This is a genomic window from Streptomyces sp. NPDC004667 (assembly GCF_040609475.1).
In the GTDB taxonomy this organism is placed as follows: domain Bacteria; phylum Actinomycetota; class Actinomycetes; order Streptomycetales; family Streptomycetaceae; genus Streptomyces.
In genome coordinates this window covers 16,848-36,060 of the sequence record NZ_JBEXKC010000064.1, presented here as the reverse complement: position 1 = coordinate 36,060, position 19,213 = coordinate 16,848, and the positions used below count along the sequence as shown (strand labels likewise).

Below are 19,213 nucleotides of genomic sequence, written 5' to 3'. Positions count from 1 at the left end.
ACGGACGCGGCGGCGGGGGGCGTTGAACGCGCCCCCGGAGGGAAGGAAAGACATCATGTCCGATACCCCGCCCCCGCCGCCCCAGCAGCCGCCCGCCCCGGGCTCGGGCTCGGGCCCGCGGGAGACCAGCCCCGAGACCCACGTCATCGACTACCGGGCCGCCGAGCGGCTGCTCGCCGCCCGCGACCCGCGCGGCGCGCTCCGGCTCCTCGACTCCGTGATAGCCGCCCACCCCGAGAACACCGCGGCCCGGCTGCTGCGCGCCCGGGCCTTCTTCGCTTCGGCGCAGCTGCGGTCGGCGGAGCGGGAGTTCGAGCTGGTGCTGGAGCGCGAGCCGGACAACGCCTTCGCCCACTTCGCGCTCGCCCGGACCCACGAGCGGTCCGGGCGGCACGAGCAGGCGCGGCGCCACTTCCGGCTCGCCGCCGCCCTCGACCCGCAGCCCGAGTACCTGGCCGCGGCCCGTTTCGAGAAGTGACTCAGGGGCGGCGGCGGGGAGGCTCGTACGGAGGCACGTCCGGCCCTGGCTGGTAGTGCGGCCCCTGGTGGATGTGCCGGGCCACGACCGCCATGTCCACCGCCGCGACCAGCACGAGGACCGCGCATGCCGCCGCCCAGCCGGGAAGGCCGGCCATCGAGAACACGGCCGTTCCGGCGGCTCCCCACAGCAGCCCCCACAGACTCAGCCAGAGCCGCAGGCGCAGCGGGCTGCGGGCGGTCACCGGCTCGTTTCCGGTACGCATGGGCATCGCCTCATGTCCATGGTCCCACCGGCGGGGAGCAGGGGGGCCGGGGCCAGGGGGCGGGCGTCGGGGATCGAGTCCGTTCACGGCCCGGGCCGCCCGTCGCGTGAGGGTGTCCGCGCAGGTCAGCGGCGGTTGTCAGAGGGCACGCCTAGACTCGGCGGCAGTGGATCCGCCATGACCGGGCGGGGCCGGACACCCGGGAGGGGGCGCCGTGAGCACGCCGCAGACCATGCCGCAGCAGTACCGGCAGGGGCCGCCGCCCGCGCCCCCGTCGCCCCTGCTCCGCAGGGCCGCCGTGTTCCTTCCCGCCGCCGTCCCCCGTGAGGGCCGGGTGGCCTTCTGGTGCCCCGACGGGGATCCGCTGCCCGAGACCGGTGCCCCCGGCCCGCTCCAGGTGGTCCGGCCGCACGGCGCGGGGGTGCGTACCCGTACCGTGCCCGCCGTGACCCTGTCCGTGGCCGAGGCCCTGCCCGTGCTCGTCGGGGCGCCCCACAGCCCCGCCGCGCATCCCGCCACCCGTGCCTGGGGCACCGCCGCCCGGCTCGCGCTGTCCCTCACCGCCCGCGGCCGCCTGCTGCCGGGGCTCACCCCCGACGGGGTCGACGCCTGGCGGGCCGGGCCGCTCGACGCCGAGGACGTCGCGTACCTGCGCGCCCTCGCGGCCGCCCTCCCCCACGAGGCGTACGCCACCCCGCTCGCCGGCCGCCGCCCGCTGACGCTGCCCGAACCGGAGGCCCTGCTCCGGGCGTTCCTCGACGCCGTGGCCGACACCCTGCCCCGTACCCCGGCCGCGCCGTTCGCCGCCGGGCGGCCGTTCGCCGCGCGGGAGCCGCAGCGGGTGCCGGGGATACGGGAGTGGGCCACGCAGGTCGCGGCCGGCGCCGATGCGGGGGTGGGCATCTCGCTGCGGCTCGACCTGTCCTCCTTCCGCCTGTTCGACGAGGCCGAGCCGCAGGACGTGCGCCGCGCCGGAGCCGCCGTCGTCCAGGTGCACAGCCTCGCCGACCCGACCCTGGTGACCGATGCCGGGCAGCTGTGGGCCGGGGCGGCCGCCGCCGGATTCGGCCCCCGCGCCCGGATCGACGCCGTGCTCGCGCTGCGCCGGGCCGCCCGGGTCTGGCCCCCGCTGCTGCGCCTGCTCGACCAGCCCGTGCCCGACGCCCTGGCCCTGTCCGACCCGGAGCTCGAAGACCTGCTGGGCGCCGCCGCGCCCCGCCTCGCGGCGGCCGGAGTGACGGTCCACTGGCCGCGCGAGCTGGCCCGTACGCTCTCGGCGACCGCCGTCGTACGGTCCACCGCGCCCGGTTCCGCCACCGACGGCACCGCCTTCTTCGACGCGGCGGGGCTGTTCGCCTTCTCCTGGGAGCTGGCCCTGGGCGGGGACCGGCTCACCCCGGGCGAGATGGACGCCCTCGCGCAGGCGCACCGGCCCGTGGTCCGGCTGCGCGACCGGTGGGTCCGGGTCGATCCGGAGCTGGTGCGCAAGGCGCGCAAGCGGGAGCTGGGGCTGCTGGACCCGGTGGAGGCGCTGGCCGCCGTGCTGAGCGGGTCCGCCGAGGTCGACGGGGAGAGCGTGCCGGCCGTCCCGGTCGGGGCGCTCGCCGCGCTGCGCGAGCGGCTGACCGGGGAGCTCGCGCCCGTTGCCCCGCCCGAGGGGTTGCGGGCGACGTTGCGGGACTACCAGCTGCGGGGTCTGGCCTGGCTGGACCTGATGACCTCGCTCGGGCTGGGCGGCTGTCTCGCCGATGACATGGGTCTGGGCAAGACGGTCACGCTGATCGCCCTGCACCTGCACCGGGCCCGGCCCGAGCCGACCCTGGTGGTCTGCCCGGCGTCCCTGCTGGGCAACTGGCAGCGGGAGATCGAGAAGTTCGCGCCGGGGACGCCGGTGCGCCGTTTCCACGGTGCGGGCCGCAGCCTGGACGGGCCGGCCGGCGGTTTCGTGCTCACCACCTACGCCACCATGCGCTCCGCGGCCGCCCAGTTGGCCGGGCAGAGCTGGGGCATGGTCGTCGCCGACGAGGCCCAGCACGTCAAGAACCCGCACTCGGCGACCGCGAAGGCGCTGCGGACCATCCCGGCGCCGGCCCGCGTGGCCCTGACGGGCACCCCGGTCGAGAACAACCTCTCGGAGCTGTGGGCCCTGCTGGACTGGACCACCCCGGGCCTGCTGGGTCCGCTCACCACCTTCCGCGCCCGCCACGCCCGCCCGGTGGAGCACCAGCAGGAGGAGGACGGGGGCAACGAGGCGGCCGTCGCCCGGCTGGCTGCGCTGGTGCGGCCGTTCCTGCTGCGCCGCAAGAAGTCCGATCCGGGCATCGCCCCCGAACTGCCGCCCAAGACCGAGACGGACCATCCGGTGTCCCTGACCCGGGAGCAGGCCTCGCTCTACCAGGCGGCGGTGGAGGAGGCGATGGCGGTGATCGAGTCGAGCGAGGGCATGGAACGGCGCGGCATGATCATGAAGCTGCTGGCCTCGCTCAAGCAGATCTGCAACCACCCCGCCCAGTACCTGAAGGAGGATCCGCCCCGGATCCCGCACCGCTCGGGGAAGCTCGCCCTGCTCGACGAGCTGCTGGACACGATCCTGGCCGAGGACGGCTCGGTCCTGGTCTTCACCCAGTACGTGACCATGGCCCGGATCCTGGAGAAGCACCTCGGCGAGCGCGGCATCCCCTGCAGGCTCCTGCACGGCGGCACCCCCGTCCCGCGTCGCGAGGAGCTGGTCGACCTCTTCCAGTCCGGTGAGGTCCCCGTCTTCCTGCTCTCCCTCAAGGCCGCCGGCACCGGTCTCAACCTCACCCGCGCCGGACACGTCGTCCACTACGACCGCTGGTGGAACCCCGCCGTGGAGGAACAGGCCACCGACCGCGCCTACCGCATCGGCCAGACCCAGCCCGTCCAGGTCCACCGGATCATCGCCGAGGGCACCGTCGAGGACCGGATCGCCGAGATGCTGGAGGCCAAGCGCGCCCTGGCCGACGCCGTGCTGGGCTCCGGCGAGTCGGCGCTGACCGAGCTGACCGACCGGGAGCTGGCCGATCTCGTCTCCCTGCGGAGGCCGGCGTGATCACCGCGCGCGACGACCGCCGCCGCACCTTCGAGACGGTGCCCGCGGGTCTGGAGGCGGTCACCTGGTGGGGCCGCTCCTGGGTGGCCGCGCTGGAGGAGCGCGCGCACGACGGGGCCCGGCTCGCACGGGGCCGTGCGTACGCCGCCGAGGGCCACGTCGACGCGGTCACGGTCACCCCGGGGCGGATCGTGGCGTACGTACGGGGCAGCCGGGCCCGCCCGTACCGGACCGAGCTGTCGCTGGCGGCCTTCACCGACACCGAGTGGGCCGAGGTCCTGGAGGAGGTGGCGGCGGACCCCGCGGCCCTGGGGGCCCTGCTGGAGCGCGAGGTCCCGCAGTCCCTCGCGGGAACGGTCCTGCCCGGCGCGGGCGAGCTCGTCGTGCGCTGCTCCTGCCCGGACGTGGGGCGGCCGCCCTGCAAGCACGCCGCGGCCCTCTGCTACCGGGCGGCCCGGCTGCTGGACGCGGACCCCTTCGTCCTGCTGCTCCTGCGCGGCCGGGGGGAGCGCGAGCTCCTGGAGGAGCTGGCCCGGCGCAACGCGGCCCACGCCGCCCGCGAGCAGCCCGACGCCGCACCGGACTTCCCCGGAGTCCCCGCCCGCGCGGCGGTGGCCCGTACCGTCCTGCCCCCGCTGCCCGCCCCGCTCGCCGCGCCCGCCGCCGTCGGCCTGCCGCCCGCCTACCCGGCGGATCCGGCCGCCCCGGACCCGCTGGCCCTGGACCAGCTCGCCACCGACGCCGCCGCCCGTGCCCTCGTCCTGCTCGGCACCGGAGCCGACCCGACCGGCGGGCTCACGCCGTGGCAGGACGCCGTCCGGCTGGCCTCCGCGCATCCCACGGCCGGCCTCACCGGCGCCGCCCGCACCCTGTACCGGGACCTGGCCCGGGCCACGGGCCGCACCAGCACCGATCTGGCCCGCGCCGCCGCGGCCTGGCGCCAGGGCGGCCTGTCGGCCCTGACCGTCCTCGACGAGCCCTGGGACCCCCCGGCCGGTCCTTTCGACCGGGCCCGGCCCGCCCTCCTCGCCGCCGGGCAGGGCTCCTTCCGGCCCGACCGCAACCGGCTCACCTGCGGCACCCACCAGCTCCGCCTGAGCCGCGAGGGCCTCTGGTACGGCTACGAATCCCGCCCCGGCGGCGACGACTGGTGGCCCGCCCCCGCCCCCGCCTCCACGGATCCCCTCACCGCCCTGCCCCGGTGACGGCCGCGGCCCACGTCGACAGGGCCGTGAAGTCGCGCTCGCGCAGGCCGTGGCGGGGGTGGACGCGCAGCAGCAGGGCCGGGGACGGATGGTGGGCGGCCACCCACGCCCGGTCGTCCGCGGTGATCATGTCGTCGACCCAGGCGAAGGGGCGGCCGGCCGCCCAGTCCAGGAGGGGCCGGGTCTTCCAGAAGAGCCCGTCGGGGTCGCGGGCGAAGAGCTCCGGCCACTCGATGACCGGAAGATCGTCGGGAAGGCCTATGCGCGGGGCGATCAGGGTGTTGGCCTGGTGCGTCCAGGCCGTGGCCCAGGCGAGGTCGAAGGGCAGGGCCAGCAGCCGGGCCCCGTGGGTGGGGTGGAGCCTGACCCGCAGGCCGCGCCGGGCGCGGCGGGACTCCGGGTCGCGGTAGGAGAGCCAGACGTCGGGGCGCATGCGGTGGCTCGCGTATCCGCGCAGGGTGGCGAAGGGGTCGCGGAAGGGGTTGAGGGGGCCGTCCACGTCCAGGAGCAGCAGCGGTCGTTCCGTCATGAAGTAGGCACTACCCAGTACACGATGGAGTGAAATGCCTACCGGCTCTATAACCCGAATGGGTTCACGGCGTTGTTTCCGGTGTGGGCGAGATGCCCCGAACCCCTTCGGAAAGCAGGAAATCTGATGCGTCACAGTCGTCGGAATGGCTTGATCGCGGCGATGGTCGCGGGCGGTGGACTGGCGGTCGCGGGGGTGGGCGCCCTCGCCCACGCCGACGCGGACGCGGGCGGGCGTGCCGAGCGCTCGCCGGGCCTCCTCTCGGGGAACCTCGTGCAGTTGCCCGTGTACGTCCCCGTGAACGTGTGCGGGAACACCGTGAGCGTCGTCGGGGTGCTCAATTCCGCGAGCGGCAACCGCTGTGCCAACGGATCCGCGGGCGAGGCGAACCCGCGGCCGCGGCCCGCCGGGCCCGGCTCGTCCACGCGGGGGTCGGCGGCGTCCTCGACGTCCGGCAACGCCGGGGGCGCGGTCGCCGACGGGCGCGGAAAGGATTCCCCGGGACTGCTCTCCGGCAACGGCCTCCAGCTCCCCGTCGACCTGCCGCTCAACATCAGCGGCAACTCGGTGAGCGTGGTCGGGGTCGGCAACGCCTCCCAGGGGAACACCTCCGTCAACGGCCAGCAGCCCCCGACCGGCGGCAAGCCGGTCCAGCCGCCCGTCGCCGTGCGGCCCGTCACCCCGCCCGCCCCGCCGGTCGCGCCCGCCCCGGCCGTACCCCCGCACCACAGCTCGGCCCTGGCCCACACGGGCTCCGAGGGCCTCGGCTACCTGCTGCCCGGCAGCGGTGTCCTGCTGCTCGGCGGGGTCGTGCTCTACCGCCGGTTCCGTGTGAACTAGGCCGGTTCCGTAGACCCGATGGGGGTCAGGCGTCCACGGGCTGCCAGGCCGGGCCGTCCCCGTCCTGGCGGACGTGTCCGAACACCACGTCGGCGAAGTGGACGCCGAAGCCGATCGTGTCGGGCTGCGCCAGCTCGGCGACGAGACGCCGGCGGTGACCGGCGGTCAGGGCGGGGTCGTGGTCGAAGGCCGAGGACCACTCCGGGTGGTCGATCTGGATCGGCGAGTGCACCGCGTCGCCGAAGGCGATCAGGCGGCGCCCGCCCCCGGTGATGACGTACTCGGCGTGCCCGACGGTGTGGCCCGGGGTGATCCGGACGTGGACGCCGGGGAAGACCTCCTGCCCGTCCGAGACCGTGCGGACCTGCGGGGCCATGGCCGCGACCTGCTCGCTCGTGCCCTGGGACTCCAGCAGGTCGCGCCGGTCCCACTCGGGCCCGGAGACCAGGAGGTCGGCGTGGGCGAACAGGAGCCGGTCGCCGCCGGGGGCGGGAAGGGACGCCCAGCCGAGGTGGTCGACGTGCAGGTGGGTGAAGGCCACCGCCTCGATGTCCTGCGGACGGCGGCCCAGTTCGGCCAGGTGCTGCGGGAGGGCGCCTCCGTGGATCACGGCGAGGGGGCCGTCCGGGGCCTGGTACGTCCGGGGGCCGAAGCCCGCGTCGATCAGGAGCGCGCGGTCGCCGTGCTCCACGAGCAGGCCGCCGATGCTCCCCACGAGGTGACCGTCTGCGTCCAGGTACTCCGGGTGCGCGGCCCACACCTCGTCGGTGGTGTCCTGGAGCAGCGGCAGCGGCCGGAGCCGCACATCGCCGTCCGGCACGTACGTCACCTTCGTGTCGCCGAGCCGTATCGAGCGGACTCCCGCCGGCCGGCTCCGTCGCCCGTCGCGGGCGTCCTGAGTCACCTGAGCCACCTGGTGCGCCTGAGTCGTCGTCACATCGGCCACGGGCCATCTCCTTTGAGCATGCGTCAGTCCGCCGCGGTCCGTCCCGCGGCGACGGCGCCCACCATAAGCATCAAGCTCGAATCATTCAAGCTGTAAACATTCAAGCTTGACGGGTTTGATAGGGTGGCGGCATGACGACGTCACCCGACCCACAGCCCATCGCCGAGCGACAGCTGTGCGGTCTGGTGAACGGACTGGCCCAGCGGATCACCGACCACGTGCGGGCGCGCGCCGCCACCCTGGGCCTCACCGCGGCCCAGGCGACCGCGCTGCGCGAGATGACCGGACCGATGACCATGCGGGAGCTCGCCGAACGCATGACCTGCGAGCCCTCCAACACCACCTTCGTCGTCGACAAGCTGGAGAAGCAGGGCCTGGTCGAGCGCCATCCGCACCCCACCGACCGCCGGGCCAAGCACCTCGTCCTCACGGCCGAGGGCGCCGAGCTGCGGACGCGCCTGCTCGAACTCCTCGTCGTGGACTCCCCGCTGTCCGGGCTCACCGACCAGGAGAAGCGGGTCTTGCACCAACTGCTGGAGCAGGCCGTCACCTTGCCGTGAACCGGCCTCAGGCGGCCGTGCGCCAGCCGTCCAGCACCGCGTCGATCAGGGGCGCCAGCCGGGCGCGGGCGGCGAACCGGGGGACACCGGACATCAGCAACGCGTCGTACTCGGTGTCGGTGTGCCGCACGGCGGCCCGTACCGCCACCGACACCGCCTGCTCGTCCAGGGCCCGGCCCGCGGCGGTGCGGCCGACCCGGCCGCTGCCGCGCACCGAGGCGTGGGCGGCGATCGCCCGCGCGCGCTCCGGAGGGCATCCGGGGAACAGCCGCAGGATCTCGGCGGCGAACGCCGCCGTGAACCGGACGTCCTCGGCCGCGCGGCGCGCCCGGTCGCGCTCCCGGCGGCGTGCCCGGGCCTCGGCGTCCGCGAGGCAGGCGCGCTCGGCGCGGGCCAGGGCCGCGTCCTCGACCAGCAGGCCCTGGCGTTCGTAACGGCGCCGCCGCCGGTGCCGGCGCACGACGACGGCGGAGAGCGAACTGGCCTCCCGGGCGCGGCGGGTGAGCGCGGCATCGCCCCGCGGCAGGTACACCAGGTGCCCCAGATCGGCACAGTCCAGGCAGCGGGGTACGCCGGCCTCGCGCACCAGACGGCGCAGCGGGCCCCGTCGGCACTCGGCGCAGTGGATCTGCTTCAGTGACTCGAAAACGACGAGACTCATGCCGTTGTGATACCGCCGGGCGGTGCGCAAATCACCTTGTACGGAAAGGCAATCGGCCCTTCGTGACATCGGCCGGGACCTGGTGGGGTCCTCCCGGCGCGCACGCCCGCGGAACCCGTGCCGTGGTGACCCCCGTCCGCCACGGCACGGCCCCGCGGGCGCGCCCCCGCCGTGGTCCTCAGACCAGCCGGCGTATCTCGCCGCGCACCCGGTAGAAGCCCCCGGACGCCGGGTGCAGCCCGTCCACCACGTACCGGGCTCCGGCCTCCCGGATCCCGCGCGGGAACTGGACGTTCCACGAGGGCTCGAAGCCCTCGGACACCACCTGCACGCGCATCCGGCCGCCCTGCTGCACGCACTCGACGACCACCGTGCCCGTCGGCACCGCGGCCACCGAGACCGTGGCCACCGCCGCGGCCGAAGCCGCCGGGGTGAACACCGGCAGGGCCGCCGCCGACTTGACGTCCACCGGCGCCGGGACGGAACCCTGCTGGGCCGCCGCGATCGCCGCCTCGCTCGCGTCCACGCACACCAGGGACCCGTCCGTGGTGACCAGGTAGAGCCGCCCGTCCAGGTACTGCATGGACAGGGCCGAACCGCTGCCCGTGCCCAGCTTCCAGAGCCTGTTCCCCTCGGCGTCGAAGCAGTACACCGACGAGGCGAGGTCACCGGCGAACACGTGCCGCCCGTCCGGGGAGGTCGCGCAGGAGTACACGGCCGCGTCGCACCGGTAGGAGGCCTCCACCGCGCCCGTCGCCTTCGACAGCCGCTGCACGGTGTTGCGCCCGGTCCCCGCGTACACGGCGTCCCGCTCCTGCCAGCCGAACAGCACCGAGCCGCTGGTGTTCGTGTGCCACAGCTGGCCGCCGCCGTCGGGGGCGTACGCCGTCACCCCCAGGCTGTGCCCGTGGTAGACGGCCCGGTCGTCGGCCCGGACCATCCAGGCGTTGGAGCCCGAGGACTTGCGCGACCACTGGAACTCGTCCTCGTGGTCGATGACCGTCAGACCGCCGTTGGCGTCCGCGACGTTCAGCACGCCCTCGCGGATGTCGAGCCAGAAGATGTCCACGTCCGCCGCGATGTCGTACGCCCCGAACGGCACCTTGGAGGACAGGTCGTACACCGTGCCGTCGTCGCAGCCCGCGTATATCCAGAACTCGTCCGCGACCAGGCACTTCACCCCGTCGGGCAGCGAGTAGCGGGCCAGCACCTCGCCGTCATGGCTCACCGTGTAGACGTCGCCCGCCTGGTTGCCGACCCAGCAGCGGTCCTCGTCCACGTGGATGCCGAAGGCCGCGGAACCGGTGCGGAAGCGCCACAGCACCGGCGCAACGGCGCGCGCCGTCGACGGCGCCGAGGTGACCTGGCGGCGGGTCACCGCGCGGGCCGCTCGGGCACCTTGTACCGCCGGCGCGTACCCCTTGCGGACCTTCTCGCCGATCTTCTTGGCGGCCGCGGCGCGGGCCTTGTCCGGCGTCGGGAACGAGGAGCTCTGCAGCTGGCCGGTCGCGCCGATGCGCCCGTAACGCACCGAGACCTCGGTGCCGTCGACGGTCACCTCGTAGAACTTGTGCGCCGCGCCGTCCTCCTGGGACAGCTCCAGGTACGTCGTCTCCCGAGCCATGACAGACCCCTCCCCACGAGCCGGGCCAACGGTTCCTTCTCACCGGTGATCCCTCGTGAAAAAAGCTACGGCCCACCACTGACAATGGGTTCGTGAAGCTCGAAGCGATCACCTGGCAGCGGATGGCGGAGCGGCTCGCCGGCCACCTCGACGACGTCCGCGCGGGCACCTCCGACGACATCGGGACCGGGTCCTGGCAGCGCGTCGGCATCGACGGCGCGCCCGCCGCCGACACCGGGCTGCTCGCGGGCCTGCTCGCCGACGCGCTGCGGCCGCGCGGCCGTTCGGTGCTCGTGGTCGCGGCCGGGGGGTTCCTGCGGCCGGCCTCGCTCCGCTTCGAGTTCGGGCGGCAGGACGTGGACGCGTACCTCGGCGGCTGGTACGACACCGGCGCGCTGTGGCGCGAGGTCTTCGGCCCGACCGACCCCGGCGGCACCGGACGGGTGCTGCCGGACCTCTGGGACCCGGTGACCGACCGCGCCACCCGCAGCCCCTACGCCGAACTGCCCGCGGGAGGCGTGCTGATCGTGCACGGGCCCCTCCTGCTGGGCCACTGGTTCCCCTTCGACCTCAGCGTGCACATCAGCCTGTCGGCGGGGGCGTTGGCGCGGCGTACGGAGGAGGGGGAGCGGTGGACCCTGCCGGCGTTCGCGCGGTACGCCCGCGAGACGGAGCCGGCCTCGGCCGCCGACGTGCTGGTGCGGGCGGACGATGTGCGGCATCCGGCGTGGAGCGGTTGCCCTGGCCGGGCGGGGACGGGGTGAGCGGGGTCGGCGACCCCTTGCCCCGGCGGGACCGGGCGGGACCGGGCGGGGTCGGGCGGGACCGGCGACCCCTTGCGCCGGCGGGACGGGGCGGATCCGGCGGGGCCGGGTGGGGGCCGGGGCCGGGGTGGGGTGTCGTCCGGGACTGCATGATTTATGGCGCCCTGTCCGGGGCTGCGGTGGTGCATCTGTACCGCGCGCCAACAAATCACGTTTTACGTCCCGGACGACACCCCACCCCGTCCCCGACCCCGGGTGCGGCCCGGGTGGGGTCAGGGGCGGCCGCCGATGCGGGTGACGGCTTCGGCGGCCGCGCGGCAGCCCGCGCGGGCCGCTTCCGCCGGGGCGGCGCCCTCCAGGCGGGCCGCGAGGAAGCCGCCGGTGAAGGCGTCGCCGGCGCCGGTGGTGTCCACCGCCTCGGCGGGCTCCGCCGCGACCTCCGCGGTGATCCGGCCCGCCTCGGCGACGAGCGCCCCGCCCGAGCCCCGGGTCACCACCACCAGCGGTACCCGCCGGCTCAGCTCCTGCGCCGCCCGCGCCACCCCGGCCGGCTCCGGCAGCCCCGCCAGCAGCCGGGCCTCGTCCTCGTTCGGCAGGAGCGCGCCGATCCCCGCCACGGCGGCCATGAACCGCTCGGGACCGAGCGCGGCCAGGAACCCCGCCGAAGCGGGGTCCACGCTCACCGGCACGCCCCGGGTCCGGGCCGCCCGCAGCGCGACCAGGGCCAGTTCCCGGCTGCTGTCCGCGAAGAAGAGGTAGCCCGACAGGTGCAGGTGCGCGGCGCCGTCCAGCAGCGCGGGCGCCCAGTCGGCGGGGGACAGCCGCAGCGAGGCCCCGCTGTCGGTCAGGAAGGTCCGCTCCGCGTCCTTGCCGACCAGGGCCACCACCGTTCCGGTCGGTTCCGCCGGGTCCACCACCAGCCGCGGCCGCACCCCCGCGTCGACCAGGGCCCGCTCGTGCCAGCGCGCCGATTCGGCGCCCACCCGGGCGAGGAGGCGCACCTCGGCCGTCCCCGTGCGGGCCGCCCAGCAGGCCGCGTTGGCGCCCGCGCCGCCCGGCAGGGTACGGATCCGGGCGGCGGTGTCGGTGGCTGGAGCCAGAGGCTCCGGATGTATCGCCACCACGTCCGTGACCACGTCGCCGACGACCACCAGCGCCCCCGGTGCCGCCGTCATGCGCGGGCCGCCCAGGCCCCGGCGATCCTCGCCCCGAGCCGCACGTTGCCCCGTACCGCGGCCAGGTTGGCCTCCAGCGAGGCCCCGCCCGTCGCCCGTACCAGGAAGTCCAGCAGGAACGGGGTCACCGCCTGCCCCGCGATCCCGCGCTCGCGGCACTCGGCGAGCGCCTCCGCCAGGACCCGGTCGTGCAGCCGCGGATTCAACTGCTCCGCCTCCGCCACCGGGTTGGCCACCAGCAGCGCCGAATCCGGGCCGCCGACGGCGTCCTGGGCGGCCATCACCGCCGCCACCTCCTCGGGGCGCTCCACCGTCCAGTCGACCGGCTCGCCGGAGTCGGCCAGGTAGAACCCGGGGAAGCGGCGCGTGCGGTAGCCGAGGATCCCCACGCCCAGGGTCTCCAGCCGCTGGAGGGTGGCCGGCACGTCCAGGATCGACTTCACCCCCGCGCACACCACCGTGATCCGGGTCCGCGCGAGCAGCGCGAGATCGGCCGACTCGTCCTGGGAGCGCGTCCACTCGCGGTGTACGCCGCCCAGCCCGCCGGTGGCGAACACCCGCAGCCCCGCCCGCGCGGCCAGCAGGGCCGTCGCGGACACCGTCGTCGCGCCGGTCGCCCCCGTCGCGAGGGCCGGGGCCAGGTCCCGGTGGCCGAGCTTGCGCACGCCCTCACCCGCGGCGATCCGCTCCAGACGGGCCTTGTCCAGGCCCGCGCGGGCCACCCCGTCCACGACCGCGACCGTCGCCGGAACTGCACCCTCCGCCCGGACCAGGGCCTCCAGTTCCAGGCCCACCTCCAGATTTCGGGGGCGCGGCAGCCCGTGCGCGATGATCGTCGATTCCAGGGCGACGACGGGCCTGCGCGCGGCCAGCGCCTCGCGCACCTCTTCCGACAGGACCGGGACCTCGGATGCTCTGTGCAGTGGCATGTCCCCATCCATGGCACGGGATTCGCGCCCCCAAACGCGCCGTCCGAGCTCCGGCGCGAACCCGTCCCGCGGCCCGACCCCGCGGGCGGCCGCGAGGTCGCCGCGCCGCAATGCCCCGGCGTACCCGCGCGGCCGCGGGCGCGCCCGTACCGCTCTGGCCGAAAAGGGGCGGGTGCCGCATCCGCTCGACGGAGTGACGCGTCCGCCGCGTCCACGCTGGACGCTCTGGTCACCCCCCGGCCCGGGAGGGTCGGATTAGGCTGACGCGCCATGAGCACCAGTGATCACACCGCCCCCGCCTCCTTCGCCGTGTCCGTCGCGGACGTCCCCGACTCCGAACTGGAGACGGAGGACCTCGACCCGGCACAGATCGTCTCCGGCACCCCCGTGGTGACGGGCAAGGTGCTGTGGGAGGCCGAGGACGGCTCGCAGATCCGGGGGATCTGGCAGATCACCCCGGGCGTGGTCACCGACACGGAGGCCAACGAGCTGTTCGTCGTGGTCGGCGGCCGGGCCACGATCGAGGTGGAGGGCGGAGCGACCCTGGAGGTCGGTCCGGGCTCCGCGTGCGTGCTCAGGGAGGGCGACAAGACCACCTGGACCGTGCACGAGACGCTCCGCAAGGCCTACCACATCAGCTACTGACGCCCTTCGCGGGCGCCGGACGCACGGGGTGGCGCCGGGCGGTGAACAGGGCCAGCGCCGCCATCGGCAGCAGCAGCGCGGCGCCGATCGCGTTGAGCCAGCCGTAGCCCGCCTGGGACATGACCAGCCCGGCCGCCGCTCCGCCGATCCCGGCGGAAGCGTTCATGGTCAGGTCGCTCAACCCCTGTACGGCGGCCCGCGCGGGCTGCGGCACCGAGTCGGTCAGCAGCGCCGATCCGGAGACCATCCCGGCGGACCAGCCCAGGCCGAGCAGGAAGAGGCCGGCCGCGCTCTGGGCGTGGTCGCCCCCCGCGGTGCCGGCGAGCAGCGCGGCGAGCGAGAGCAGTCCGGCGGCCAGTCCGATCACGGAGAGCCGGCCGAGCCGGTCGGCGAGCCAGCCCATGACGGGCGAGAAGGCGAACATGCCGGCGATGTGCCCGCTGATCACCAGGCCGACCAGCTTGAGGCCGGCGCCGTGGTGACCGAGGTCGACCGGGGTCATCACCATGATCGAGACCATGGTGGTGTGGGACACGGCGACGGTGAGCAGCGCGAGGCGGGCGCGCGGCGAGGCGCGGACGGCGCTGAACCCGGCGCGCAGCGAGCGGCTCTGCCGGGACTGCTCCTCGGGGCCGGCCAGCGCCCGGGCCGTCAGCAGCGGGTCCGGCCGCAGGAACACGGCGATCAGCGTGCCGGTGAGGACGAAGACGGCGCCGGCCCAGACGAAGGGGCCCGCCGTCTGGGGTATGGAGGTCCCGGCGAAGCTGTCGCTGGCGGGGGCGGAGAGGTTGGGGCCGAGCACCGCGCCGACGGTGGAGGCCCAGACGACCACGGAGATGGCGCGGGCCCGCCGGTCGGGCGGTGCGAGGTCGGCGGCGGCGAAGCGGGCCTGGAGGTTGGCGGAGGACGCGGCGCCGAAGGCGGCCATGCCGAGCATGAGCAGCGGGAAGCTCTTGACGGAGGCGGCCAGGACGACGAGGGCCGCGCCGAGGGTGCCGATCGCGTAGGCGACCACGAGCCCGGGGCGGCGTCCGCGCGCCGTCATCAGGGCGGCGAGCGGGAGCGAGACCAGGGCGGTGCCGATCACGGCGGCGGTGGAGGCGAAGCCGGACATGGCCTCGGTGCCGCTGATCTCGGTGGCCAGTACGGGGGCCAGGGCGATGCTGATGGGCACGCCGAGACCGCCCAGCATCTGGGCGGCGATCAGCACGCCGGAGATCCGGCGCTGCAGCCGGGGCAGGTCGGCGGCGTCGACCGGCCCGCCGTGCCCCGGCCCGGCGGCGCGGGACAGGGGGGAGGCGCCGGGGGTCGTCCCGGGGGAGGAGGTCACGCCCGACACCCCCGTATCGGGTGCGCGGCGGGCGGCACCGGGGCGGGCACGGACGCGGAGGGGCCGGTTGCGGCGGCAGGAGGGGTCACCGCCGCAGTGTCCCACCCGCCCCCGTACGGGGGAACCGGATATGCGGGCGCGGGGGCCGCGGAACGCGCAGCTCAGAACGGGCGCGGGCGGGAGGGCCGGAACGGGCGCGCGCAGGGTCAGAACAGGGGCTGGGGCAGGACCCCCTCCAGGGCGAGCAGGATCCGCTTGGTCTCCACGCCGCCGCCGAAGCCCCCGATGCCCCCGTCGTTCTCCACGACCCGGTGGCAGGGCACGACCACGGGCAGCGGGTTGGACCCCATGGCGTTGCCCACGGCCTGGGCCGCCCCCGGCTGCCCGACCCGGGCGGCCAGCTCCCCGTACCCGACCACCGATCCGTAGGGCACGGAGCGGTCGAGCTCCCGCAGCACCTGGCGGTTGAAGCCGGAGCTGAGCCGCCAGTCCAGCGGCAGCTCGAAGCGCCGCAGGGTGCCGGCGAAGTAGGCGGCGAGCTGGCGCACCGGCTCGGCCAGCAGCTCCTCCTCGCCCGGCGCCGGCCGCCGGGCGTCGGCGCCGAGCCGGGACACGAGCGGGCCGATCATCCGGTCGATCCGCTCCGGCGCGGCGTGGAACTCGACCCGGACCAGACCCTCGGGGGTCGCGGCCAGGAGGAGGGGGCCGATGTCGCTGGGGACGACGGTCCATTCGAGGTGCGGTCCGCGGGGCCGCTCGCTGGTGTCCACGCCCCCACGGTACGGCGCCCCGCCGACAGTCCCGCCGCCACCGGCCGGAATGCGCCGCCGACAGTCCCGCCGCCGATCGGAACGCGCCGCCGGTCAGAATCCGCCGACGGCCTCCCGTACGACGTCGGGCGCGTTCGTGATGACCCCGTCCACCCCCATCTCCCGTACCTTGCGGGCCGTGGCCGCGTCGTTGACGATCCAGGTGTCCACCTCCATGGCCTTGCCGTGGGCGCCCCGCAGCCCGTGCACGGCCTTCACCCAGTCCGCGGAGATCGTGGTGTGCAGCGGGTTGATCCGGTCGGTGAACCGGGCGTACTCCGGCAGGTCGGCCACGCTCGGAGTGCCCAGGAAGGCCGTGATCAGATCGGGCCGCAGCCGGTGCACGGTCCGTACGGAGTCGGCGCTGAAGCTCTGCACCACCAGGCGGTCGGCGACGTGCTGCGCGTCGAGCCAGCCCAGCCCGTCGAGCAGCTCCAGCGTCTGCTCCTCGATCCCCGGGTACAGCTCCGGCTTCTTGATCTCCAGGAGCAGCCGCTGCCCGTTGTCCTGGACCCGGTCCATGTACTCCCGCAGGGTCGGGACCCGGGCGCCCGCGAACTGCGGGCCGAACCAGCTGCCCGCGTCGAGCCGGGCGATCTCGGCCGCGGTGAAGTCCTTGACCGCCCACGGCTTGCGGTCGGGGAACACCTGCTCGACATCGGTCGTACGGGCCAGCGTGTCGTCGTGGATCACCACGAGCTCGCCGTCCCGGGTCCGCTGGACGTCGTTCTCGACCCAGGCGAAGCCCATCCAGGCGGCCCGGTCGATCGAGGCGACGGTGTTCTCCGGGGCGTACGCCGAAGCCCCCCGGTGGGCGTACACGACGGGGCCCAGGAACCGCTTCTGCGCGGTGGCGGGGGCGACGGACGTGCCGGGGGCGCCGGAGGCGGCGGACGAAGCCGTCCCGCCCAGCAGGCCGAGGGCGAGGCCCAGGAAGGCGGCGGCCGCCGCGGCGGCGGGTCGGACGACGTGCATGTGCGATCTCCTCGGGTCGTGAGGCCTGCTCTCGGCTCAAACGGGCACGGCGCCCAGGACGTTGCGGGGCGGCGCCCGCCGTGCGCCGGCGGAGGGCCGTTCCACGGCGATCATGGGGTTGACGATCACGGCCCCGCCAACGGACTACGACAAACGGACCAGACCGCGCTGAGTGTCAGTGGGGGGCCGTACGGTTGACCCATGCGGCCCGTATCGAAGATCGAACGCACGGTGGCGCCTTTCGAGGTCGTCAGCCCCTACCAGCCCAGCGGTGACCAGCCGACGGCCATCGCCGAGCTGGAGAAGCGCATCCGTGCAGGTGAGAAGGATGTCGTCCTGCTGGGTGCGACCGGCACGGGCAAGTCGGCCACCACGGCCTGGATGATCGAGAAGCTCCAGCGCCCCACCCTGGTGATGGCGCCGAACAAGACCCTGGCCGCCCAGCTGGCGAACGAGTTCCGCGAGCTCCTGCCGAACAACGCCGTCGAGTACTTCGTCTCGTACTACGACTACTACCAGCCCGAGGCGTACGTACCGCAGTCGGACACCTACATCGAGAAGGACTCCTCGATCAACGAGGAGGTGGAGCGGCTGCGCCACTCCGCTACCAACTCGCTGCTGACCCGGCGCGACGTGATCGTCGTCGCCTCCGTGTCCTGCATCTACGGCCTCGGCACCCCGCAGGAGTACGTCGACCGGATGGTCCCCCTCAAGGTCGGCGAGGAGATGGACCGCGACCAGCTGCTGCGCCGCTTCGTCGACATCCAGTACACGCGCAACGACGTGGCCTTCACCCGCGGCACCTTCCGGGTGCGCGGCGACACCATCGAGATCTTCCCGGTCTACGAGGAACTCGCCGTCCGCATCGAGATGTTCGGCGACGAGATCGAGGCCCTGTCCACCCTGCACCCGCTGACCGGCGAGGTCATCAGCGAGGACCGCGAGCTCTACGTCTTCCCCGCCAGCCACTACGTCGCCGGACCCGAGCGCATGGAGAAGGCGATCACGGGCATCGAGGCGGAGCTCGCCGAGCGCCTCGCGGAGCTGGAGAAGCAGGGCAAGATGCTGGAGGCCCAGCGGCTGCGCATGCGCACCACCTACGACCTGGAGATGATGCGCCAGATCGGGTCCTGCTCCGGCATCGAGAACTACTCGCTGCACATGGACGACCGCGAGCGCGGCTCCGCGCCGAACACCCTCATCGACTACTTCCCCGAGGACTTCCTCCTCGTCATCGACGAGTCGCACGTCACCGTGCCGCAGATCGGCGCCATGTACGAGGGCGACGCCTCGCGCAAGCGGACCCTGGTCGACCACGGCTTCCGGCTGCCGTCCGCGCTCGACAACCGGCCGCTGAAGTGGGAGGAGTTCCAGGAGCGGATCGGTCAGACGGTCTACCTGTCCGCCACCCCGGGCAAGTACGAGCTCTCCCGCGGCGACGGGTTCGTCGAGCAGATCATCCGCCCCACCGGCCTGGTCGACCCCGAGGTCGTGGTCAAGCCCACCGACGGGCAGATCGACGACCTGGTCCACGAGATCCGGCAGCGGGTGGAGAAGGACGAACGCGTCCTGGTCACCACCCTCACCAAGAAGATGGCCGAGGACCTCACCGACTACTTCCTGGAGCTCGGCATCCAGGTCCGCTACCTGCACAGCGACGTCGACACCCTGCGCCGCATCGAGCTGCTGCGCGAGCTGCGGGCCGGCGAGTACGACGTCCTGGTCGGCATCAACCTGCTGCGCGAGGGCCTCGACCTGCCCGAGGTGTCGCTGGTGGCGATCCTCGACGCCGACAAGGAGGGCTTCCTGCGTTCGGGGACCTCCCTCATCCAGACCATCGGCCGCGCCGCGCGCAACGTCTCCGGCCAGGTCCACATGTACGCGGACAAGATGACTCCGGCGATGGAGAAGGCCATCGACGAGACGAACCGGCGCCGCGAGAAGCAGATCGCCTACAACACGGCGAACGGCATCGACCCGCAGCCGCTGCGCAAGAAGATCAACGACATCGTCGCCACCATCGCCCGCGAGGAGCTGGACACCGAGGAACTGCTCGGCAGCGGCTACCGGCAGGCCAAGGACGGCAAGGGTGCCAAGGCGCCGGTGCCGGCGCTCGGCGGCAGGGCGGCCGCGGCCGTCGCCGGGGGCAAGGCGGGCAAGGGGGCCAAGGGCGCCAAGGGGGCGAAGGGCACGCAGGCGGCCGAGGTGCTCACGGACCGGCCCGCCGCCGAACTGGCCGCGCTGATCGAGCAGATGACCGAGCGGATGCGCGGCGCCGCGGCCGAGCTCCAGTTCGAGGTCGCGGCCCGGATCCGGGACGAGGTGGGCGAGCTCAAGAAGGAGCTCCGACAGATGAAGGAAGCGGGTCTCGCCTGACCCCGGGGCGGTCAGTAGGGTTGGGACAC

Annotated in this window: 18 protein-coding genes; 8 read left to right on the top strand and 10 right to left on the bottom strand. The window is 74.5% G+C overall.

All coding sequences use genetic code 11. The features are described from left to right. The first annotated feature begins 55 nt into the window (after nucleotides 1-55). Nucleotides 56-478: a tetratricopeptide repeat protein gene (locus tag ABZW32_RS28770; protein WP_356221183.1), complete on the top strand. Its 423-nt coding sequence runs from the start codon at nucleotides 56-58 to the stop codon at nucleotides 476-478. Nucleotide 479: 1 nt separating this feature from the next. On the opposite strand, the gene ABZW32_RS28765 is transcribed toward ABZW32_RS28770, so the two are convergent. After that, nucleotides 480-743 carry a DUF6343 family protein gene (locus ABZW32_RS28765; RefSeq protein WP_356221181.1) on the bottom strand — a complete coding sequence of 88 codons (264 nt, stop codon included), beginning with the start codon at nucleotides 741-743 and terminating at the stop codon, nucleotides 480-482. A gap of 232 nt (nucleotides 744-975) precedes the next feature. Between ABZW32_RS28765 and ABZW32_RS28760 the strand changes: the two genes are divergently transcribed. Both ABZW32_RS28760 and ABZW32_RS28755 read left to right on the top strand, forming a co-directional pair. Continuing rightward, complete coding sequence (locus tag ABZW32_RS28760) at nucleotides 976-3,816, top strand: DEAD/DEAH box helicase (protein WP_356221215.1); 2,841 nt, start codon at nucleotides 976-978, stop codon at nucleotides 3,814-3,816. Continuing rightward, nucleotides 3,813-5,021: an SWIM zinc finger family protein gene (locus ABZW32_RS28755; protein ID WP_356221178.1), complete on the top strand. Its 1,209-nt coding sequence runs from the start codon at nucleotides 3,813-3,815 to the stop codon at nucleotides 5,019-5,021. Before ABZW32_RS28760 ends, ABZW32_RS28755 begins: the two co-directional genes overlap by 4 nt. On the opposite strand, the gene ABZW32_RS28750 is transcribed toward ABZW32_RS28755, so the two are convergent. After that, nucleotides 5,002-5,550 carry a hypothetical protein gene (locus ABZW32_RS28750; protein ID WP_356221175.1) on the bottom strand — a complete coding sequence of 183 codons (549 nt, stop codon included), beginning with the start codon at nucleotides 5,548-5,550 and terminating at the stop codon, nucleotides 5,002-5,004. The genes ABZW32_RS28755 and ABZW32_RS28750 overlap by 20 nt on opposite strands. A 126-nt stretch (nucleotides 5,551-5,676) precedes the next feature. On the opposite strand from ABZW32_RS28750, the gene ABZW32_RS28745 reads away from it, so the two are divergent. Next, nucleotides 5,677-6,390 (top strand): chaplin, encoded by a 714-nt coding sequence (locus ABZW32_RS28745; protein WP_356221173.1) that lies wholly within the window; start codon nucleotides 5,677-5,679, stop codon nucleotides 6,388-6,390. Nucleotides 6,391-6,415: 25 nt separating this feature from the next. On the opposite strand, the gene ABZW32_RS28740 is transcribed toward ABZW32_RS28745, so the two are convergent. Then, on the bottom strand, nucleotides 6,416-7,240 hold the full coding sequence (locus ABZW32_RS28740; RefSeq protein WP_356221212.1) for an MBL fold metallo-hydrolase: 825 nt from the start codon (nucleotides 7,238-7,240) through the stop codon (nucleotides 6,416-6,418). 227 nt (nucleotides 7,241-7,467) lie between these two features. Here ABZW32_RS28740 and ABZW32_RS28735 point away from each other — a divergent pair, with 227 nt between their 5' ends. Beyond that, nucleotides 7,468-7,896, top strand: coding sequence for a MarR family transcriptional regulator (locus ABZW32_RS28735; protein WP_356221170.1), 429 nt, complete (start codon nucleotides 7,468-7,470; stop codon nucleotides 7,894-7,896). A 7-nt stretch (nucleotides 7,897-7,903) separates the two neighbouring features. Here the strand turns inward: ABZW32_RS28735 and ABZW32_RS28730 are convergent, their stop codons facing one another. Together ABZW32_RS28730 and ABZW32_RS28725 are read right to left on the bottom strand one after the other, a co-directional pair. Beyond that, nucleotides 7,904-8,557, bottom strand: a complete 654-nt coding sequence (locus tag ABZW32_RS28730) for a DUF2293 domain-containing protein (protein WP_356221167.1) — start codon at nucleotides 8,555-8,557, stop codon at nucleotides 7,904-7,906. Between the two features lie 178 nt (nucleotides 8,558-8,735). After that, complete coding sequence (locus tag ABZW32_RS28725; RefSeq protein WP_356221165.1) at nucleotides 8,736-10,181, bottom strand: WGR domain-containing protein; 1,446 nt, start codon at nucleotides 10,179-10,181, stop codon at nucleotides 8,736-8,738. Nucleotides 10,182-10,273: 92 nt separating this feature from the next. Between ABZW32_RS28725 and ABZW32_RS28720 the strand changes: the two genes are divergently transcribed. After that, nucleotides 10,274-10,945, top strand: coding sequence for a uridine kinase (locus ABZW32_RS28720; RefSeq protein WP_356221163.1), 672 nt, complete (start codon nucleotides 10,274-10,276; stop codon nucleotides 10,943-10,945). Nucleotides 10,946-11,217: 272 nt separating this feature from the next. Here ABZW32_RS28720 and ABZW32_RS28715 read toward each other — a convergent pair whose 3' ends face one another. Both ABZW32_RS28715 and ABZW32_RS28710 read right to left on the bottom strand, forming a co-directional pair. After that, nucleotides 11,218-12,120: a PfkB family carbohydrate kinase gene (locus ABZW32_RS28715; protein WP_356221161.1), complete on the bottom strand. Its 903-nt coding sequence runs from the start codon at nucleotides 12,118-12,120 to the stop codon at nucleotides 11,218-11,220. Beyond that, the gene (locus ABZW32_RS28710; protein ID WP_356221158.1) at nucleotides 12,117-13,061 is read right to left on the bottom strand and encodes a pseudouridine-5'-phosphate glycosidase; all 945 of its coding nucleotides are present in this window, start codon (nucleotides 13,059-13,061) and stop codon (nucleotides 12,117-12,119) included. The genes ABZW32_RS28715 and ABZW32_RS28710 overlap by 4 nt, the downstream gene beginning before the upstream one ends. Nucleotides 13,062-13,319: 258 nt before the next feature. On the opposite strand from ABZW32_RS28710, the gene ABZW32_RS28705 reads away from it, so the two are divergent. Continuing rightward, complete coding sequence (locus tag ABZW32_RS28705) at nucleotides 13,320-13,694, top strand: cupin domain-containing protein (RefSeq protein WP_356221155.1); 375 nt, start codon at nucleotides 13,320-13,322, stop codon at nucleotides 13,692-13,694. Here the strand turns inward: ABZW32_RS28705 and ABZW32_RS28700 are convergent. The 3 genes from ABZW32_RS28700 to ABZW32_RS28690 form a co-directional block, all read right to left on the bottom strand. Continuing rightward, entirely contained in the window at nucleotides 13,684-14,985 is a 1,302-nt protein-coding gene (locus ABZW32_RS28700; protein ID WP_356221210.1) for an MFS transporter, read from the bottom strand. The genes ABZW32_RS28705 and ABZW32_RS28700 overlap by 11 nt on opposite strands. A gap of 245 nt (nucleotides 14,986-15,230) precedes the next feature. Beyond that, on the bottom strand, nucleotides 15,231-15,794 hold the full coding sequence (locus tag ABZW32_RS28695; RefSeq protein ID WP_356221153.1) for a methylated-DNA--[protein]-cysteine S-methyltransferase: 564 nt from the start codon (nucleotides 15,792-15,794) through the stop codon (nucleotides 15,231-15,233). A 93-nt stretch (nucleotides 15,795-15,887) separates the two neighbouring features. Beyond that, entirely contained in the window at nucleotides 15,888-16,808 is a 921-nt protein-coding gene (locus ABZW32_RS28690; protein ID WP_356221150.1) for a glycerophosphodiester phosphodiesterase family protein, read from the bottom strand. Nucleotides 16,809-17,009: 201 nt separating this feature from the next. Here ABZW32_RS28690 and uvrB point away from each other — a divergent pair, with 201 nt between their 5' ends. Then, the gene (uvrB, locus tag ABZW32_RS28685) at nucleotides 17,010-19,184 is read left to right on the top strand and encodes an excinuclease ABC subunit UvrB (RefSeq protein ID WP_356221148.1); all 2,175 of its coding nucleotides are present in this window, start codon (nucleotides 17,010-17,012) and stop codon (nucleotides 19,182-19,184) included. Nucleotides 19,185-19,213 lie beyond the last annotated feature (29 nt).

Excerpts from the sequence above, each read along its gene's own strand:
- ABZW32_RS28770 (WP_356221183.1), top strand. The coding sequence starts at position 56 with ATGTCCGATACCCCGCCCCCGCCGCCCCAGCAGCCGCCCGCCCCGGGC.
- ABZW32_RS28765 (WP_356221181.1), bottom strand. The coding sequence starts at position 743 with ATGCGTACCGGAAACGAGCCGGTGACCGCCCGCAGCCCGCTGCGCCTG.
- ABZW32_RS28760 (WP_356221215.1), top strand. The coding sequence starts at position 976 with ATGCCGCAGCAGTACCGGCAGGGGCCGCCGCCCGCGCCCCCGTCGCCC.
- ABZW32_RS28750 (WP_356221175.1), bottom strand. The coding sequence starts at position 5,550 with ATGACGGAACGACCGCTGCTGCTCCTGGACGTGGACGGCCCCCTCAAC.
- ABZW32_RS28745 (WP_356221173.1), top strand. The coding sequence starts at position 5,677 with ATGCGTCACAGTCGTCGGAATGGCTTGATCGCGGCGATGGTCGCGGGC.
- ABZW32_RS28735 (WP_356221170.1), top strand. The coding sequence starts at position 7,468 with ATGACGACGTCACCCGACCCACAGCCCATCGCCGAGCGACAGCTGTGC.
- ABZW32_RS28730 (WP_356221167.1), bottom strand. The coding sequence starts at position 8,557 with ATGAGTCTCGTCGTTTTCGAGTCACTGAAGCAGATCCACTGCGCCGAG.
- ABZW32_RS28725 (WP_356221165.1), bottom strand. The coding sequence starts at position 10,181 with ATGGCTCGGGAGACGACGTACCTGGAGCTGTCCCAGGAGGACGGCGCG.
- ABZW32_RS28715 (WP_356221161.1), bottom strand. The coding sequence starts at position 12,120 with ATGACGGCGGCACCGGGGGCGCTGGTGGTCGTCGGCGACGTGGTCACG.
- ABZW32_RS28710 (WP_356221158.1), bottom strand. The coding sequence starts at position 13,061 with ATGGATGGGGACATGCCACTGCACAGAGCATCCGAGGTCCCGGTCCTG.
- ABZW32_RS28705 (WP_356221155.1), top strand. The coding sequence starts at position 13,320 with ATGAGCACCAGTGATCACACCGCCCCCGCCTCCTTCGCCGTGTCCGTC.
- ABZW32_RS28690 (WP_356221150.1), bottom strand. The coding sequence starts at position 16,808 with ATGCACGTCGTCCGACCCGCCGCCGCGGCGGCCGCCGCCTTCCTGGGC.
- uvrB (WP_356221148.1), top strand. The coding sequence starts at position 17,010 with ATGCGGCCCGTATCGAAGATCGAACGCACGGTGGCGCCTTTCGAGGTC.